This is a genomic window from Chitinophaga sp. OAE865, from assembly GCF_040546735.1.
Classification (GTDB): Bacteria; Bacteroidota; Bacteroidia; order Chitinophagales; family Chitinophagaceae; genus Chitinophaga; species Chitinophaga polysaccharea_A.
This window is the reverse complement of the sequence record NZ_JBEPOF010000001.1, coordinates 1,144,234-1,162,730: the sequence shown is the minus strand read 5'-3', so window position 1 is coordinate 1,162,730 and position 18,497 is coordinate 1,144,234. Positions and strand designations below refer to the sequence as shown.

The following is an 18,497-nucleotide window of genomic DNA, read 5'->3' as shown; positions in this document are numbered from 1 at the left end:
GTTGTTCCAATGGAACAACCGCTTTTTTTTGTTATTACATCTCCGGTGTAATTATTTAATAGCAAATACTGCTCTTACTTCTGCACGGATCTTAATAGTTTTGAAATCAATATCGGAAGATGCATCCGCAGCGCCTTCTGCAGATTTCGCCATATAGTTCACCATCATAGGGCGGGCATCCGCATAGTTATCTGTATTCATTTCCTGGATCTCTATTACGCCATCTGTTTTATTACCGATAGCAGCGAGCATATATTCTGCTTTTTCTTTCGCTGCCTGTAAGGCTTTAATTTTTACTTCCTTACGGTATGCTTCCATTTTGCTGGAAGAATAAGAAGCGATCCTGGCGCTTTCAATACCTTCTGCATCTACTGCTCCAAGGATTTCATTGATTTTATCCAGCTTGCTTAATTTAAGACGGTATTGTTTACGCGCCATAAATTCCAGCGGATCTTTTTTCTTCTTAATAATTTCAAAATTGTTACCATATACATTTTCTATGGTAAAATCTGCCTTCGGAATCCCGGCGTCGGCTACGGCTTTCTGCAGCTGCTTTTCCAGCGTACTGATCTCTACTTTGTTTTTTCCTTTCAGGTATTCCCTTAAAGAGATGTTGAAATAAATTTCGTCCGGTGTGATTTCCATTTCTGCGGAACCATTTACCTCAATCTTTTTTACCGGGGGTTGCTTATCTGTCTGCTGTGCAAAAGTAGCCAGTGCAAAAAATAATCCTGCTGCTAATAACATTACCTTTTTCATGTGTCGAAGTTTTCTATTGTTAAAAAAATTGTTTTTGTTGTTGTTTACGCCCTCATGATGCTGAGTTAAAAAGCGTTTCCACAAAAGGGGAATTATAAAATTTTGTTAATGCAATAGTTACAGAAATAGAATTATACATTTCATATTAGCTATGAAACGATTACAAAGGAATTATGTTACAGGGGGAAATTATTTCCGGCTATCCGTCATGGCTTTCAGGAAGTCGTACAGGTCGTTCATATGACGGATGCGGGAGGCTACCAGCATAAAGTTTTTACCTACCTGTTTCAGTTTGGCGTTGTTGGTACGGGTTTGTATATACGTTAATATGTGATTGAACGTAGGAGATTCGAAATAAGGAGAGTCGGGATTATTGATAAAATAGCAGCGCAGGTTCTCTTCTTTCAGCATCATTTTTTCGAAGCCGAGTTGTATGGCCATCCAGCGGCAGCGGATAGCTGTAAGCAGGTCTTTCACCGGCTCAGGCATAGGACCAAAGCGATCTATCATATCATTGGCGAAAGCCTGTAATTTGCCTTCTTCTGTGATATTATCCAGCTCCTGGTAAAGGTTCAGTCTTTCCTGGATGCTTTCAATATAAGTATCGGGGATAAGTATTTCGAGGTCTGTATCAATAGTACAGTCGCTCACAAAATCCTTCTTCTCTTCCAGCTGATCTTTGAACAGATCGCGGAATTCATTTTGTTTCAGTTCGCGGATGGCTTCGTCCAGGATCTTCTGGTACATGTCGAAGCCTATTTCCGCCATAAAACCGCTTTGTTCTCCACCCAGCAGATTACCGGCGCCACGGATATCGAGATCACGCATGGCAATCTGGAAACCGCTACCCAGTTCACTATGCTGTTCCAGTGTTTGCAGGCGTTTACGGCTATCGGATGGCAATGTGCTCATAGGCGGCGCCAGCAGATAGCAGAATGCTTTTTTATTACTGCGTCCTACGCGGCCACGCAGCTGGTGCAGATCGCTGAGCCCGAAATGATGGGCGTTATTAATGATGATAGTATTGGCGTTGGGAATATCCACACCGCTTTCCACGATGTTGGTACATACCAGCACATCGTACTTGCGGTCAATAAAATCCAGGATCACCTCTTCCAGCTGATGTCCTTCCAGTTGTCCGTGTGCTGTGGCAACAGACAGGTCGGGGCAGAGCCCCTGGATCAGGCCAGCCATTTCTTTCAGGCCTTTTACCCTGTTATGGATAAAGTATACCTGTCCGCCTCTTTCCGCTTCATAGTAAATGGCTTCACGGATCAGGTCCTGGTTAAACACCTGTACTTCCGTTTCAATCGCCTGGCGGTTAGGCGGAGGGGTATTGATAACAGAAAGATCGCGCGCACCCATTAATGAAAACTGGAGCGTACGCGGTATAGGCGTTGCCGTTAGTGTAAGGGTATCTACGTTATGCTTTATCTGTTTCAGTTTTTCTTTGGCAGAAACACCGAACTTTTGTTCTTCATCTACTACCAGCACACCGAGGTCTTTAAACTTCACTTCCTTTCCCAATAAGGCGTGCGTGCCTATAATGATATCTATTTTTCCTTCTTCGAGGCGTTTAAGCGTTTCCTTTTTTTCTTTGGAAGATTTGAACCTGTTGAGATAATCGACGGTGCAGGGAAAATCTTTCAGGCGGTCGGCAAATGTTTTATAGTGCTGGAATGCCAGGATGGTAGTTGGTACCAGTACGGCAGCCTGTTTACCATCTACAATAGATTTAAATGCTGCCCGGATGGCCACTTCTGTTTTGCCAAAGCCTACGTCTCCGCATACCAGCCTGTCCATCGGTGCAGGCGATTCCATATCGCGTTTCACATCGGCGGTGGCTTTACTCTGATCCGGCGTATCTTCATAAATGAAAGATGCTTCCAGTTCTGTTTGCAGGTAGGTATCCGGGGTATGCGCGAAGCCTTGCTGGGCCTTACGTACAGCATACAGCCGGATCAGGTCTTTGGCAATATCCTTTACCTGCGTTTTGGCTTTCTCTTTCAGCTTATCCCAGGCATCGCTGCCCAGTTTATTCACTTTAGGTTCTACGCCTTCTTTGCCGGTATATTTACTGATCTTATGCAGTGAATTGATATTTACATACAACAGGTCGTTGTTCTTGTAAATAATACGGATGGCCTCCTGCATTTTTCCACCTACCTCAATTTTCTGCAGGCCGCTGTACATTCCCACTCCATGATCGATATGTGTTACAAAATCGCCTGCCTGCAGCTCCCTCAGGGTTTTCATGGTAATCGCCTTATTCTTGTTGTAGGCTTGTTTTACCTTGTATTTGTGGAAGCGCTGGAAGATCTGGTGATCGGTATAACAGGCCAGTTTCAGCGAGTGATCAATGAACCCGCTGCTGATAGCAACGGGGATGGGAAAGAATACAAAATCTGCTTTGAGGTCCTCGAATATACTGCGCAAACGTTCCAGCTGACGCGGATTGTCTGAGAATATAAAGAGGGAATATTTATTGCTGTTATGTTTGCCGAGATCTTTGATCAGCAGATCAAACTGCCGGTTAAATACGGGTTGTTCCTGTGTATCGAAAGCGATGAATTGCGGCTGGTAACCGTTGTCTGTAAGCCAGTCTTTGTTACCAAAAACAATGGTCGGCTTTTGCAGCAGTTGTTCCAGTAAGGGGGCGGCCTTTACAAAGTCTTCTTCCTTCAGCGCCATTTCTTCATCTTCATCTACCTTCACTTTCTGACCGGTTTGCAGGAAATCGTCCAGCCGTTGTTCCATTTGCTCAATCACGCCTTTTACATAGGCAGGATCTTTCATCCATACTACGGTATTGGCCGGGAGGAACTCGGTGAGGGGAGTTTTGGTATGGTCTGCCGCATGGGTGTCCATGTTGGCGATGAGGGTCACTTGTGTGAGCTTCCGTTCGCTGAGCTGCGATTCAGGATCAAACAGGCGGATGGAATCTATATCTTCCCCGAATAATTCAATACGATAAGGTTTCTCGTTACCAAAAGAATAGATATCCAGGATACCTCCCCTTACGGCGTACTGGCCGGGCTCATACACAAAATCGGTAGCATGAAAACCCCAGCCGATGAGTTGTTCCAGCAGCGGATCCACTTTCAGTATATCGCCCACTTTCAGCTGTACCATATTGGCGCTGAAAGCCTGGTTGCCCGCCACCTTTTCCCAGAGGGCTTCGGGGTAGGTGACCAGTATTTTTTTCCGTACGCTGTTTCCGGAAAATTTCATGAGCGCTTCCGTACGCAGCATGCTGTGGCTGCTGTTGATCTCATGAAACTGGCCGGCTTTCTTAAATGAATCGGGGAAATAGAAAATATCCAGTGCCTGGCTGAGTTGTTCCAGGTCGTTATGGAAATAGGCTGCCTCCTCTTTATCGTTTAAGATAAAAAGATGGTTCGCATCTGCATGCGCCCAGGTGCTCACTGCCACAAAATTTATTGCACTTCCACTAATGGAGGAAAGCTGAAAGTATTGTGGGGTGGGTAATTGAATCCCCTTCACCAGCGACTGCAGGCGCGGATCACGTTGAAATAATTGTAATACAGCCTGTAAATTCATGAAGAATGCAAAGGTACGAAGATTTACCGGTTTTGAGATTTGATAAGGGAAGATATTTATAGAATTCCCTTCCCCTTTTTTCATAATAAATAAAATAAATAAGAAAATATCCCTATAGCAGAATGACAAATTTTCACTATATTCAATAAGACCAAACTCAACTTCCATGCTGGACCTATGGCATACCGGAATCGTAACCAGGTTGGTGGACGAAACCCACAACACGCGCCGTTTTTGGATACAGGTACCGGACATGGAACGGTTTGATTTCAAACCGGGACAATTCGTAACCCTGGACCTTCCCATCCACGAGAAAAAAAACAAACGCTGGCGTAGCTATTCCATTGCGTCCCATCCGGATGGCACCAATGTGATTGAGCTGGTGATTGTTTTACTGGAAGGGGGATTGGGAAGCACTTACCTGTTCAACGAAATAAAAGAAGGCAGCGAACTGCTGCTGCGCGGGCCGCAGGGCGTTTTCGTGCTGCCGGAACAGTTAGACAAGGAATTGTTCCTGATCTGCACGGGTACCGGCATTGCGCCGTTCCGTTCTATGGCTAATTATATTCACCTGCATGATGTTCCGCATGCCCCAATTCACCTGATCTTTGGGGTCCGTTACCAGCATGATCTGTTGTATGCCGCCGAGATGCAGCAACTGGCCGCCTCCCTGCCAAATTTCAATTACATACCTACTTTATCGAGAGAGGAAAACTGGAGCGGCAGAAAGGGCTATGTACACAATGTTTACGAGGAGCTGCTGCAGGAGAAACGCCCGGCCAATTTCTTTCTTTGCGGCTGGAAAGCTATGATCGATGAGGCCAAACAGCGGATCCAGGCAATGGGATACGACCGGCATGATATACACCAGGAATTGTACGGGTAATGTATCCGGGGAAATAAAAAGAACTGCAACAGTTATAAGTAGTTCGTAAGGCATATAGAAATGCTTATACTACATATAACGGCTGCAGCCCTGAAAAGTAATTAGAGAATCTTGCTTAATACCAGCGCTTTCACTTCACTCAGCGGGATACGTTCCTGCTCCATGCTATCACGGTGACGGATGGTAACAGTGCCATCTTCTTTGGTCTGATGATCAATGGTAACACAGAATGGTGTACCAATGGCATCCTGACGGCGGTAACGTTTACCGATGCTGTCTTTTTCTTCGTAATAGCAATGAAAATGCTGTTTACATTCGTTGATAAGCAATTTTGCCGTCTCCGGTAAACCATCTTTCTTGGTTAATGGGAATACTGCCAGCTTAATAGGTGCAAGCTTGGGTGGGAATTTCAGCACTACGCGGCTATCCTGTTTATCTTCCGTGCTAAGGTCTTCTTCCGCATAGGCGTTACAGATCGTCAGCAGGAACATACGATCCAGGCCGATAGACGTTTCTATCACGTAAGGAACATAGTTCTGGTTGATCTCTGTATCGAAATACTGGATTTTTTTCTTGCTGTATTCCTGGTGTTGTTTCAGGTCAAAATCAGTACGGGAATGGATACCTTCCACTTCCTTGAACCCGAACGGAAATTCATATTCAATATCCACTGCGGCATCTGCGTAGTGCGCTAATTTGATGTGGTTTTTAAACTGGTATTTCGCAGGATCGGTGCCGAGGCTCAGGTGCCACTGCATACGCTCTTCCTTCCATTTCTCATACCATTCCTGCTGTGTGCCGGGGCGAACAAAGAACTGCATTTCCATCTGCTCAAACTCGCGCATACGGAAAATAAACTGCCGGGCCACAATCTCGTTCCTGAAGGCCTTACCGATTTGAGCGATACCAAACGGTACTTTCATCCTGCCCGTTTTCTGCACGTTCAGGAAGTTAACAAAAATACCCTGTGCCGTTTCGGGGCGCAGGTAAATTTCGCTGGCTTCATCGGTAACGCTACCCAACTGGGTGGAGAACATCAGGTTAAACTGACGCACATCGGTCCAGTTGGAAGTACCGCTTATGGAACATTTTATTTTGTTGCTTTCTATCAGTGTTTTGAGTCCTGCGAAGTCGTTTTCCTTCAGCAGCTCATCCATCTGTGCCAGGAGGGCATTGGCGGCTTCCTGTGGTAATGTTTCTGCAAAACCTTCAATCAGGTGATCAACCCGGTAGCGTTTATTACTATCCTTGTTATCGATCATCGGGTCGCTGAAATTATCCACGTGTCCGGATGCTTTCCAGGTAGTAGGATGCATGAAAATGGCTGCATCGATCCCAACAATATTTTCGTGCAGCTGGGTCATGCTTTTCCACCAATAATCCTTAATGTTCTTCTTCAGTTCTGAGCCATACTGACCGTAGTCGTATACGGCGCTGAGCCCATCATAAATTTCGCTGGACTGAAAAACAAAACCATATTCTTTACAATGCGATATGATCGCCTGGAATTTATTCTGATCTGTAGACATAGTGGCGCAAAGATAAAGGCCTATTTTGAAAATACGTATGCGATTATAAAATAATTTATAATACTGTGACTACCCTTCCTGAACAGGTTCCGGCTCGTGTGGAACTTCAATTTGTTTGATCCAAACGGCGTAATCGTTGGGATAAATCTGTTCGCCGAAATACTGCACATAGTTACGGGTAAATACAGCCCCGAAATACAGGATCGCCGCTGAATAGTATACCCATAGCAGTATAATAACAATAGAGCCGGCGGCACCATAAGTGGAGCTTACCCTGCTGGCGCCGAGATAGTAACCAATGGCAAACTTGCCGATCATAAAAAGGATGGCAGTGGCTACAGCACCCACCCTTACGTCTTTCCATTTGATCCTGGCATCCGGCAGCACCTTAAAAATGATGGCAAATAAGGTGGAGATCACCAGGAAGGGCACTACAAAATCGGCCAGGGAGAAAAGAATACCCGATGTAATCCTGCCGGGAAGCAGGCTTATCACCAGGGAGGAAAATAATTCCACCAACCCGTTAATAGCCAATGATACCAGCAAAATGAACCCCAGGCTCACCACCAGCGAGAAAGACAACAACCTGTTCAGTATCATGCGCAGCAGGCCGTTCTTTTTGGGTTTTGATTTAAGTCGCCAGATAAAATTAATAGAGTCCTGTATTTCCGCGAACACCCCCGTGGCCCCTATGATCAAGGTAATAAACCCCACCATGGTAGCCCAGCTCATATCGCCGGAGAGGGAAGCGTTTTTAATCATGGCCTGGATCTGAATGGCGGCGTCATTACCTACCATTCCCCTGATCTGGCCATAAATATTCCCTTCTATGGCGTCTCTCCCCAGGAACAGGTCGCACAGGAAGATAATAATGATCAGCATGGGGGCTACGGAGAATATGGTATAGTAGGCCAGTGCGGCGCTGAGCTTCATTACTTTATCGTCAATAAAATCGCTACCGGATTGCTTCAGCACCTGCCAGAAGACCTTCAGCTTGCTCGTTTTTTTCATAGCAGCATTTTAATAACAGCAAACAAAAAGTATGCAGGCTGTTATGATTTCAATTTAGGGTTATTATGATGCCTTTGTGCATCACGGATATTCTTCTTTTCAAAATTCTTTTCCAGGGCCACCGTCATATCAATACCGGTTTGATTGGCGATACAAAGCAACACCCACATCACATCTGCCAGTTCATCTGCCAGCAGCTTTTTATTATCGCTTTCTTTTGATGACTGGTCGCCATACTTGCGGGCCATGATGCGGGCCACTTCTCCCACTTCTTCCGTGAGGATAGCCATATTGGTAAGCTCACTGAAATAGCGTACACCGGTAGTATTGATCCAGTTATCAATTTTTTCCTGGGCTTCCTGAATGGTCATGGATTAATTTTTATTTATTAAAGATAACAGATTGATCTTATTCCCGGTTATGTGAGTCGATGATAATTGTAACCGGCCCATCGTTTAACAACAACACTTTCATATCAGCGCCAAAAATTCCCCGCTGGATAGTAGTACCCATATCCTGCTCCAGCTGCACGATCATTTTTTCATACAGGGGAATGGCCACATCGGGCTTACTGGCACGTATATACGAAGGACGGTTGCCCTTTTTCGTAGAGGCGTGCAGGGTAAACTGGCTTACCAGTAAAATATCGCCATGAACATCTTTAACAGACAGGTTCATTACTCCCCCGTCGTCATTAAAGATCCGGAGGTTCACTATTTTAGCGCTCAGCCAGCGGATGTCTTCTTCTGTATCAATATCTTCTATGCCCAGCAATACCAGCAGGCCCTGCTGGATTTCCCCTGTTACAGCTCCGTCTACTGTAACTGACGCCGAACTTACACGTTGTATGACTGCTCTCATGGGTTTTCGTTTAACGCCGGAAAATTAAGGCAAATCGTTTGTATCTGTAACATATCGGGGGTTGATAACGTTTAACGAGCACCAAAATCACTGCACACTATGGTTCGTATTTATTCCCTTTTAATGGCCGGTTTGCTCTTGTTCGCTTCCTGCGAAGTTTCATCCGAAAAAAATCCCTGCGATGGTATTATATGCGACTATATGGCGCCGATCTGTAAGTTCAGGTTGGTTGAACCGGGAACCGGGCGTGATCTTGTTTATGGTCCTTATGCACGTATACTGCCTGACAGTATCAAAATCCAGATGAAGGACACTACCATACAGGTAAAGCAGGTGATAGATACCCCCAATAATACAGCGCTGTTATACTTTTCTGTACTGGGGCCTCAATCTTTACGGGTGGGCCGGCCTGATAAAGCAACCCTTGATAAACTAAATTTTCTGACAAGATCAGTTGGCTGCTGTGGTACTGAAATATATAGTTTGCAGTTAAACGATAACCCTGTTGCTGTACCGAAAGACAGCAACAATATTTATCTTATCCCGTATAATTTATAATAATTGCCTTAGGTTACCTCTGGTAACCGGTATAGATACCAACTGTAAAGAACCTGCTATTTCCGTGATATTAAGTTGCCATAAGTCCTCTCATGGCAACCAGCATGGATGCAGGAAGCCGCTGCCTGGCAGTAAAAAAGGGCTATTCCCTGTAGTTTTAATAACTTGCCCTTCCTAAGACATCTTTTATATTAAAAATTAAATTAAAATGAATATCGATGTGACCCCTGAAATCACATTCCGTACTGCCCGTAGCGGCGGCAGCGGCGGGCAAAATGTGAATAAGGTGGAAACCATGGTGGAAGGCTACTTTGATGTAATGGCTTCTGTCCTGTTGACCCAGGAGCAAAAAACAATGCTGATGGAGAAGTTGTCGAACCGCATTAATGCAGACGGTCTGCTCCAGGTAAAATCCCAGACAGAGCGCACCCAGCTTGGCAACAAGCAGGAAGTGATCTCCAAAATGAATGAGCTGATCAGCAAAGCCCTCATTCCCCGTAAGAAGAGAGTGCCCACCCGGCCCTCCAAAGCAGCCCGGGAGAAAAGGATGGAATCTAAAAAAAGACACTCCGATAAGAAGCAGCAAAGAAGGGGAGGATTTGAATAGCACGTCGAAAGCTACGCTACAGCTGTTACATGCTGTTTCTTCCATTAATCCGCAATTCGTAATCCGTAATTCGTAATTTGCGACAAAATATTTTGGGAATTGAGTATCAAGAACCTGGCAGGACAAACGATATTTTACGGATTAAGTAATATAGTGAGCAAACTGCTCAATTATTTCCTTACGCCCTTTTATCTGACCATCTTAACCCGTGCCTCTTTCGGGGAGATGTCCAATGTATATGCCTATATCCCGTTTGCCAATATTGTGCTCACCTATGGTATGGAAACGGCTTTCTTCCGTTTTGCAAAAAAAGAGAACCAGGCACATGTGCTGGGCACTTCCACCATTTCCCTGTTGCTTTCCACCATCAGCATTACCATTTTGCTGTTGCTGTTGCGATCGCCGGTCATTAATTCCTACGCCGGGGAACTGGCGGGGCTCAACGGACATCCTACCTATTACACTTATGTAGTGCTCCTGATGGGGTTTGATGCGCTCACAGCCATTCCTTTTGCACAATTGAGACTGGAGGGGCGGCCCATGAGGTATGCCGCAATTCGTATAGCCGGTATAGTTACTACTATCTTTTTCAATATTTTCTTCCTGGTGATCTGTCCCAAACTATATGCTGCGGGGCATCACTGGTTGCCGGACCTGCAAAGCGGCAGCGATCAGACGGGTTATATTTACCTGAGCAACATGCTGGGCAGCGCCCTCACGCTGGTGTTATTCCTGCCCCAGATCCGCAAAATCGAATGGAAATTTGATGCCGGGTTATGGAAACAGATGATGCATTACGCCCTTCCGCTGATCATAGTGGGCATGGCGGGCATGGTAAATGAAACATTCGACAGGGCCTGGTTTTTACCCCAGTTCCTGCCCGGCAATGACATGGAGGCAAAAAAAGAGGTTATTGCCCTTTACAGCGCCAATTATAAACTGGCTATCCTGATCACCATGTTCATACAGGCATTCCGGTTAGGGGCGGAGCCTTTTTTCTTTAAACAGGCAGAAAGCGGGGATCCCAGGAAAATGTATGCACGGATCATGAAGCTGTTTGTGATCATGCTTTGCTTTATGTTCCTGTTTGTAAGCCTTTACCTGAATATATGGAAGGCGTTCCTGCGGGTGCCCTTCTATTACCAGGGCATGCGTATTGTACCGGTATTGCTGCTGGCCAACATGTTCCTGGGTATTTATTACAATCTTACTATCTGGTTTAAGCTTACCGACCGCACCAAAACAGGCGCGGTGATCACCATCATCACTGCCGTGCTGGCCTTCCTGCTCAACTACTGGTGGATCCCGGTAATGGGATACTATGGCGCTGCGCTGGCCACCATGGTATGCTATTTTATACAGATGGTGATTTGCTATGTACTGGGGCAGAAGTATTACCCGATCCCTTATCATCTTCCCAAATTAATTACCTACATAGGACTGGCCACCGGCATTTACTACCTGTTCAGCTGGCTCAATGCGACAGTGCTGTCGCCTAAAGATATATATGCCCTCAGGCCCCTTCCCCTCGCAGTGGCAACGGCTTTCTTTGCTGCTTACGCCTGGTTTATTTTCCGTATGGAGAAGAAGGAGTTTGCCCGGTTACCGGTGATCGGGAAGTTTATTAAAGTATAAGCCACTACACCAGGAAGGGGTTGTGTTTTTTCTCAAAACCTATAGTGGTGGCCGGTCCGTGGCCAGGGAATACCCTTACCTCATCCGGTAATACAAACAACTGTTCCCGGATAGTTTTCAGCAGGGTAGCATGATTACCGCCCGGGAGATCCGTACGGCCAATGCTCTGGTAAAACAACACATCACCTCCAATCACGAAATGCTGACCCGGGCAGTAAAAGGCTACACTCCCCGGAGAATGGCCAGGGGTAAACAATACCGTTAGTTCATCGGTACCGAAAAGGATCTTTTCCCCCTCTGCCAGGTAACGGCCCGCTTCCGGGGAAGGATCAAACGGGATGTTATACATCCCTGCCGCCCGCTGGGAATTATCCAGTACAGGCTGTTCCAGCTCATGAAACTCAGGCCGCACTTTATACGTATCCGATACCAGTTTATTACCGAATATATGATCAAAGTGGCAGTGCGTATTCAATAATCTTATAACATTTAATCCCTGCGTTTGTATATATTGTAATAATTCTTTTCTTTCGTCCTGAAAATAACACCCTGGGTCTATAATTATACATTCCTTTTTTCCGTTAATAAGCAGGAAAGTGTTTTCTTGTATGGGACCAAAAGTGAATTGTTGTATTTCAATCATTGTAACCCGATTTTTTTAGGCTAATTTTAAAACAGATCACAATATTATCAATACTTTCTGTATGAACAGATTTATTACCAGGTTATTATTCCACGGTACCCTATTACTTGGAACGATAGTATCCCAGGCCCAGACCAATACAGTAGAATTCGGACAAAATCGTGTGCAGTTCAAGAATTTTAAATGGAGATACTATCAGAGCCGCCATTTCAACACCTATTTCGCCCAGAACGGGCTGGAACTCGGTAAGTATGCGGCACAGGTAGCCGAAAAGGAATTACCCCAGCTGGAACAGTTCATGGAATCAAACCCCAGGCAGCGTATTAATATTGTGGTTTACAACTCTTTCGGGGAAATGAAGCAGTCCAACATCGGGATTGGCGTAGACTGGCAGAATACAGGAGGGGTCACCAAACTGGTGGGCAATAAAATGATCGTTTATTTTGATGGCAACCACGAGAACCTCCGCCGCCAGATCCGGCAGGGAATTGCCCGTATTATGCTGGAAACACTGCTATTTGGGGAAGATATCGGCGAATTTGCCGGTAATGCAGCGCTGATCGACTTCCCAAAATGGTTCACAGACGGCTTTATTGGTTATGCGGCTGAAAACTGGACCGCCAAACAGGATGAAGAACTGAAGCTCATCATCATGTCTGGCAAATACAGCAACTTCAACGCCCTTGCCTATGACCATACCCTCCTGGCAGGCCAGGCATTCTGGTACTACGTGGAAAGCAAATACGGAAAAGATGCCGTGCCTTACCTGATGTATATCACCCGCATCAACCGCGGGCTGAAAAAGGGATTTGAGCAGGTGCTGAACAAAACCCCCAAAAATGCCACCAGGGATTTCTTCGTTTTTTACCAGAAAAGATTCCAGGAAGATAACCGCAGAAGGAAGACTTCCGCCAAAGGCCGCACTATTGTAGCCCAGGAAATTACGCCCAAAGCTGATTATTACCGGTTCAACCCTAATCCTAAAAATAATTCCTACGCCGTAGTCCAGTTCAAAAAAGGCGTATACAGGGTACAGATCCAGCTTGGCTGGAACAAACCCAAAGTATTGCTGCACAGCGGCGTAATGCAACTGGCTAACCAGGTAGATCCCAACTACCCGCAGATGGCGTGGAACACAAAAGGTAACCGGCTGGCCGTGGTGTATGAACATGAAGGCAAAACCAAACTGATGATCTATGACCTCATTACCCGTACGACTATACGCCAGGAGCTGCCCCAGTTCGACCGGGTCATAGACTTTAAATACATGCCGGTACAAGAAAACACCCTGTTGCTTTCTGCTGTGAAAAACGGGCATACAGATATCTTTACCTACAACATCAGCAATTCCAAAACAGAGCAGATCACCAACGATGTGTATGATGACCTGGATCCGTCATTTGCCGCATTCCCCGGCAAAAGCGGTATCCTCTACTCCTCCAACAGGCCAGGTCCTAAAGGAAGAGGAAGCGATACCTCGCTGATGAACAAGCCATTCAATATATTCATGGTCGACAACTGGAACAAAAGCTCTGAGAAACAGATCACCCAGCTGACCGACCTGCAGTATGGCAATGCCAAACTGCCTATGCAATACAATACCACTCACTTTACCTTTGTTTCTGATGCCAACGGTATCCGTAACCGTTACGCCGGTTTCTTCAAATCGCAGGCCGACGGCGTGGATTCCCTTTTCTATGTGGGCTCTGAAATACTCCATAACCCTGACCAGGAAGAACTGGATTCCGCCCTGGCAGCCTATGGCTCCACAGCCCCCGATTCTGTAGAAGCGGTGACCATCACGAAAGACTCTACCTACACTTTCCCTATCTCCAACTACCCCTATGGTATCCAGGAATCAAGGATTACCGGTGAAAAAGGGGAAGTATCAGAAGTGGTGCAGTACGCAGATATCAAACGCCTGATGAAGCTGAAAGTAGACACCGTGGTGTTGAAAAAAAGGAATATAACGGCAAAAAACACCAATTTCAGAAGGGCTCAGATGCATGCAGACAGTTTACGTTTAGGCCTGCCAACCTACCTGGCTCCAACGAAAGATACGTCTACGCATCCTAATTTCTTCCAGAACGAATTTGGTAATGAGCCGGCAGATACTTCCACCGCCATTACTGCAAATGAACCTGCGCTGTTTGAAAAAAGAAAGGAGGATGAATCGATCCTTAAAAAATCGAAACTGTTCCCTTATAAATTCAAATTTGCCTCCGATTACCTGATCCTGCAACTGGACAACTCTATCCTGATAAATAAATACCAACCATTTACAGGTCCGCCGAGCGGCCCTATCCGCCTTACCGACCCGGTGAACGGATTGATCCGCATTGGTGTAAGCGACTTATTTGAAGACCTGAAATTCAATGGGGGCTTCCGTATTCCGTCGTCCCTTCAGGGCTCCGAGTATTTCTTTTCGGCCAGTTACCTGAAGAAACGCTTCGATTATAAATTCACCTACTACCGTAAAGTGGATAAGAATAACGGGTTTTCTATCCGCGACCAGTTTGGCAATGACTCCGCTTTTATTCCTGCCAAGATGATCACCAACATCTACCAGGGAGAAATGAGGTATCCTTTTGACCAGGTGAGAAGCATCCGCTTATCTGCCGGTATACGTACAGATAAGCTGGTGATGCAGGCAGTAGATAAACCATCCCTGATAAACAAGGATTACAAAGAAACCTATGCTTTAATGCGCCTGGAGTATGTGTACGACAACACTATTAACCCGGCGATTAATATCTGGAATGGTACCCGTTATAAAATTTATGGAGAAACAAATGCGCAGCTCACCAACGGAGGGCTGAACGAGCTGTTCAACCCCGGTCTTTCTGCAGCTGCACAGGGAAGGTTTACCTATAACATGGGAGTGGATATCCGCCACTATACCAAAATTTACCGCAACTTTATATGGGCCACCCGCTTTGCCATGGATATGTCGTGGGGAACCCGTAAGCTGCTGTATTACCTGGGAGGTATCGATAACTGGCTGAATCCGCAGATCAATACCAGGAACCCTGTAAATCTCAGTGAAAACTATGCTTTCCAGACCCTTGCCGGTAACCTGCGTGGTTACAAGCAGAATGCAAGAAACGGTAATAACGTGATGTTGCTGAACACAGAGCTCCGTTTACCGGTGTTTGCCACATTCATCGACAAACCCATCAACTCTGCTTTCCTGCGTAATTTCCAGGTAACTTCCTTTGTTGACATCGGCACCGCATGGAATAAAAAGCTGAGCTTTAAAGACGCCAACTATACTACTTATGACGATGGACAGGGTATCACCACCCGTATTAAAGAAGGATTCCTTGGGCCGTTTGTAGGTGGTTATGGTTTTGGTGCACGTACCACTATTGCCGGCTACTTCCTCCGCGCTGATGCAGGCTGGCCTGCTGTAGCGTTTTTCAGAGGCAGCCCGATCTGGTACTTCGGTATGGGGGTTGATTTCTAAGCGTACCGCCTTCGGCGGTTTAAATTGTCTTGGAGCAGGATTACGCTGATTATACTGATTTCATTGATTTTTATTTTTTGATTTTTATTTTGGATTGACCATATTCGATTTTAAAAATTAAGGGAGATAGAAGTAGGTATTCACTTCTATCTCCCTTAATCATTTTATAAAATCAAAAAGAAAAATCAATGAAATCAGTATAATCAGCGTAATCCTGCTCCAAGACAATTTACAAGCGCCGAAGGCGCTACCTACGCATGCTGCTTTTTAACCAGCGGGTACATTAAGCTCAGGAATATTCCCATACAGATAGTGAAAGCCCACGCATGCCGGTTTTCCACCGGGTGCAGGAAAATATCCCTCATATCGCCCAGCAGGGTGAGCGGGTCTTTCACAATATCCCAGCTGTTGTAACGTAAATACCTGCCTATATATACGCCCATTCCGCAGAGGAACATCACCGGGAAGGTAAACAGCCATGCCGGCCAGCGGCTATGACGGTTACTCCACATTTTTTCCATGCTGCGGATAGACATGTACCCGAACATCATGCCGTTCCAGGCAAAAGAAAAAATGACGAACAGGTCGAACCATAATGGCACGCCACCATCAAACAGGTGGAACAGGTCCGTGAGTATGTAAGGGGCGTTGGGAATAAACAGCAGCCACACAATGAAGCAGCCGTACCAGTTGTAACGGTTCTTTACCTGTTCCGGGTGCTTCTCCATCCAGCCGGTAATAGCAAAAGGAATAAAGGCAAGAAAAAGATTCCAGATCAGGGATACCCGCAAATAACTGCCGGTATGCATTACACGGAAAAACAGCAACGCCAAACTGAACAGCACAGAAGTATACAGGGTGTATTGGTGCCGCGACCGGCCTATACGGTGTTGTAATAAACGGATGGTTCTCTTCAATTGCATATGGTTACTTTTAGATAATTAAAAAATATAGGGAATAAACACGACAGCCCCTATAATAGCGGCAGCAATGGCCGCTACCAGTACAGCGCCGGCAGCTACATCCTTTATGAATTTCACTTTAGGATGCAATTGCGGCGAAAGGTGGTCCATTATTTTTTCTATCACTGTATTCATCATTTCTGTGATCCACACCAGTGTAATGGCGAGGATGATCCAGATCCATTCCGGCGTTGCTATTTTATACCAGCAACCGGCTGCCACCACCACTATGGTAGCCAGGGCGTGAATACGTGCATGTGGCTCGCTGCGCAAAAAAGCGGCAATACCATTAAATGCGTATCCGAAACTGGCCAACCGTTTGCTGATATATGAATTTCCCATGTTAGTTTTTATTGGATATTGGTGTTCTTTTGTCCTAACTTATCCCATTTGATAGTAGTACTGAAGTACATGATCAGGGCCAGGATAATAAAGAGTCCTAAGCTTCCCATCAGCAACGCCTGATCTTCTGCACTGATAATCACATAAATGAATCCATAAAGGATAGTAAGTGTAGCCCCGATGCCCGATGCAATACGAATGCTTTTAAAGGCAGCTGCCGTATATGCAATAATCAGACCTATTGTAAGCGCACTCGCAATCAGGTAAGCCATAGTAAAGTTAATTTGTTCTGAAATAGAGATGAGCAGGGTGTAAAAAATAACAAGGGCCAGCCCGATGAGGGCATACTGCAATGGATGAAGGGCGCGGCGCTGTGATAACTCAATAAAATAGAAGACAAAAAAGGTTAACCCAATGATCATAATAGCATACTTTACTGCGCGCATAGACATCTGGTAGCTTTCTGCCGGCATAAATAACCTGATCCCGAAATCAGCGGAATGAATATTGAATTTTTTGCCTTCCCAGCTTTGGGGATAGTTGCGGTTCAGGTGCTGTATCTGCCAGGTGGCAGCAAAGCCTTTATCATCTACCCTGCGGGTTTTAGGAGGAAAAGCCTCATCAAATGCCGGGTCGGTCCAGCTGGAATTAATGCCTACTGTGGTGGTTTTACCAATGGGAGAGAAGCTGATCCGGCCGGAGCCTTTTATTCCCAGTTCCAGCGAGAAATTACCACCCAGGGCGCCGGTGTCGCCGGGAGTAATGGATACCGGTGTTTGAATACCGTTATCAAACAGGTCGTTACTCACCAGGCCAGGATTAAACGCATGGTTCTTACCATTCCACATCATTTGCACCTGGTTGCCAATGCCCCGCAGATCGCTGATACCAATGAGCAGCGATGCATGTTCCCAATCCAGGGCGGAAGGAGGGAGATTGAGGGCTAACAGCTCATTGCTGTTGAACGCGCCGCTGAGTTGCAGCCTGGCATTGTATACCGCTACGTTAAAAATACCGCGGTGCAGTTTCTCCGGCAGCAGCTCCCCATTTATCTTCAGGTTTTCCGGCAGAAGATACACATAGCTGCTTTTTCCCTTATACGGAATGGCGAGCACAGGTCCCGTAATATTCTGTTCACCGCCCCAGCGGCTGCTGATTTCCTGGGTAGCCTCATTTTGCCGGTCGCGGCGTTCCCAGATAATGTTCTGAATTAAAGTAGCTGGAATAAGTAACACCAGCATCAGTACAAAAATGATAACCGCTTTAATAGCGTAGGCGTAACGGTCAAAGAAAGAAGGGGAGTCGTTTGTTGAAGGTTCCATGTTTTTTGTTTTTAGAAAGTACTTTGTGTTTCAAAGTAATAAGACAAAAAAAATTTATTTAGTGAATCGGATCATATGTTCAAGTGCAGCGAGATGGCCTTTAAACGCCTTCTCGCCTGCCGCGGTAATAGCATAGGTAGTATTGGTTTTGCGGCCAATAAAACCTTTATGCACTTTGAGATATCCGTTTTCCTCCAGCGTACTGAGATGCGACGCCAGGTTACCATCCGTTACTTCCAGCATCTGTTTAAGATCGTTGAAATTAACTTCCTCGTTCACCATCAATACACTCATAACGCCCAGGCGTATACGGCTCTCGAAAATCTTATTTAAGTTACCTATCGGGTTCATGCGA

Annotated in this window: 15 protein-coding genes and 1 pseudogene; 5 read left to right on the top strand and 11 right to left on the bottom strand. The window is 45.7% G+C overall.

Annotation, left to right across the window (positions count from 1 at the left end; genetic code table 11):
* Positions 1-51: 51 nt before the first annotated feature.
* Positions 52-759, bottom strand: a complete 708-nt coding sequence (locus tag ABIE50_RS04920; RefSeq protein ID WP_209855275.1) for an SIMPL domain-containing protein — start codon at positions 757-759, stop codon at positions 52-54.
* A 189-nt stretch (positions 760-948) separates the two neighbouring features.
* On the bottom strand, positions 949-4,320 hold the full coding sequence (mfd, locus tag ABIE50_RS04915; RefSeq protein ID WP_209855277.1) for a transcription-repair coupling factor: 3,372 nt from the start codon (positions 4,318-4,320) through the stop codon (positions 949-951).
* A 166-nt stretch (positions 4,321-4,486) separates the two neighbouring features.
* Here mfd and ABIE50_RS04910 point away from each other — a divergent pair, with 166 nt between their 5' ends.
* The gene (locus ABIE50_RS04910; RefSeq protein ID WP_209855279.1) at positions 4,487-5,206 is read left to right on the top strand and encodes a ferredoxin--NADP reductase; all 720 of its coding nucleotides are present in this window, start codon (positions 4,487-4,489) and stop codon (positions 5,204-5,206) included.
* Between the two features lie 101 nt (positions 5,207-5,307).
* Here the strand turns inward: ABIE50_RS04910 and ABIE50_RS04905 are convergent, their stop codons facing one another.
* The 4 genes from ABIE50_RS04905 to dtd all read right to left on the bottom strand — a co-directional run bounded on the left by ABIE50_RS04905 (position 5,308) and on the right by dtd (position 8,607).
* Positions 5,308-6,735: a glycine--tRNA ligase gene (locus ABIE50_RS04905; RefSeq protein ID WP_209855281.1), complete on the bottom strand. Its 1,428-nt coding sequence runs from the start codon at positions 6,733-6,735 to the stop codon at positions 5,308-5,310.
* 69 nt (positions 6,736-6,804) lie between these two features.
* Positions 6,805-7,746, bottom strand: a complete 942-nt coding sequence (locus ABIE50_RS04900) for a YihY/virulence factor BrkB family protein (RefSeq protein WP_209855283.1) — start codon at positions 7,744-7,746, stop codon at positions 6,805-6,807.
* A 41-nt stretch (positions 7,747-7,787) separates the two neighbouring features.
* Positions 7,788-8,117, bottom strand: a complete 330-nt coding sequence (locus ABIE50_RS04895) for a nucleotide pyrophosphohydrolase (protein ID WP_142684199.1) — start codon at positions 8,115-8,117, stop codon at positions 7,788-7,790.
* Between the two features lie 37 nt (positions 8,118-8,154).
* Positions 8,155-8,607 (bottom strand): D-aminoacyl-tRNA deacylase, encoded by a 453-nt coding sequence (gene dtd / locus ABIE50_RS04890; RefSeq protein WP_209855297.1) that lies wholly within the window; start codon positions 8,605-8,607, stop codon positions 8,155-8,157.
* A gap of 99 nt (positions 8,608-8,706) precedes the next feature.
* Between dtd and ABIE50_RS04885 the strand changes: the two genes are divergently transcribed.
* The 3 genes and pseudogenes from ABIE50_RS04885 to ABIE50_RS04875 all read left to right on the top strand — a co-directional run bounded on the left by ABIE50_RS04885 (position 8,707) and on the right by ABIE50_RS04875 (position 11,407).
* On the top strand, positions 8,707-9,165 hold the full coding sequence (locus tag ABIE50_RS04885) for a hypothetical protein (RefSeq protein WP_209855299.1): 459 nt from the start codon (positions 8,707-8,709) through the stop codon (positions 9,163-9,165).
* A 208-nt stretch (positions 9,166-9,373) separates the two neighbouring features.
* A pseudogene (gene arfB, locus ABIE50_RS04880) lies at positions 9,374-9,772 on the top strand (alternative ribosome rescue aminoacyl-tRNA hydrolase ArfB); the annotation flags it as partial.
* Positions 9,773-9,871: 99 nt separating this feature from the next.
* A complete protein-coding gene (locus ABIE50_RS04875) occupies positions 9,872-11,407 on the top strand; it encodes an oligosaccharide flippase family protein (protein ID WP_209855303.1) in 1,536 nt (511 codons plus the stop codon).
* Between the two features lie 4 nt (positions 11,408-11,411).
* On the opposite strand, the gene ABIE50_RS04870 is transcribed toward ABIE50_RS04875, so the two are convergent.
* Positions 11,412-12,050: an MBL fold metallo-hydrolase gene (locus ABIE50_RS04870; protein WP_209855305.1), complete on the bottom strand. Its 639-nt coding sequence runs from the start codon at positions 12,048-12,050 to the stop codon at positions 11,412-11,414.
* 61 nt (positions 12,051-12,111) lie between these two features.
* Between ABIE50_RS04870 and ABIE50_RS04865 the strand changes: the two genes are divergently transcribed.
* Complete coding sequence (locus ABIE50_RS04865) at positions 12,112-15,516, top strand: hypothetical protein (protein WP_209855307.1); 3,405 nt, start codon at positions 12,112-12,114, stop codon at positions 15,514-15,516.
* A 251-nt stretch (positions 15,517-15,767) separates the two neighbouring features.
* Here the strand turns inward: ABIE50_RS04865 and ABIE50_RS04860 are convergent, their stop codons facing one another.
* From ABIE50_RS04860 to ABIE50_RS04845, 4 genes are read right to left on the bottom strand one after another with little or no spacing between them, the layout of a single operon-like run.
* Positions 15,768-16,439, bottom strand: a complete 672-nt coding sequence (locus ABIE50_RS04860; RefSeq protein WP_142684206.1) for a DUF1361 domain-containing protein — start codon at positions 16,437-16,439, stop codon at positions 15,768-15,770.
* Positions 16,440-16,457: 18 nt separating this feature from the next.
* Positions 16,458-16,820, bottom strand: coding sequence for a diacylglycerol kinase family protein (locus ABIE50_RS04855; protein ID WP_142684207.1), 363 nt, complete (start codon positions 16,818-16,820; stop codon positions 16,458-16,460).
* An 8-nt stretch (positions 16,821-16,828) separates the two neighbouring features.
* Positions 16,829-18,142 (bottom strand): cell envelope integrity protein CreD, encoded by a 1,314-nt coding sequence (gene creD, locus ABIE50_RS04850; protein ID WP_209855309.1) that lies wholly within the window; start codon positions 18,140-18,142, stop codon positions 16,829-16,831.
* Between the two features lie 54 nt (positions 18,143-18,196).
* On the bottom strand, positions 18,197-18,493 hold the full coding sequence (locus ABIE50_RS04845) for a winged helix-turn-helix domain-containing protein (protein ID WP_142684209.1): 297 nt from the start codon (positions 18,491-18,493) through the stop codon (positions 18,197-18,199).
* Between the last annotated feature and the right edge of the window lie 4 nt (positions 18,494-18,497).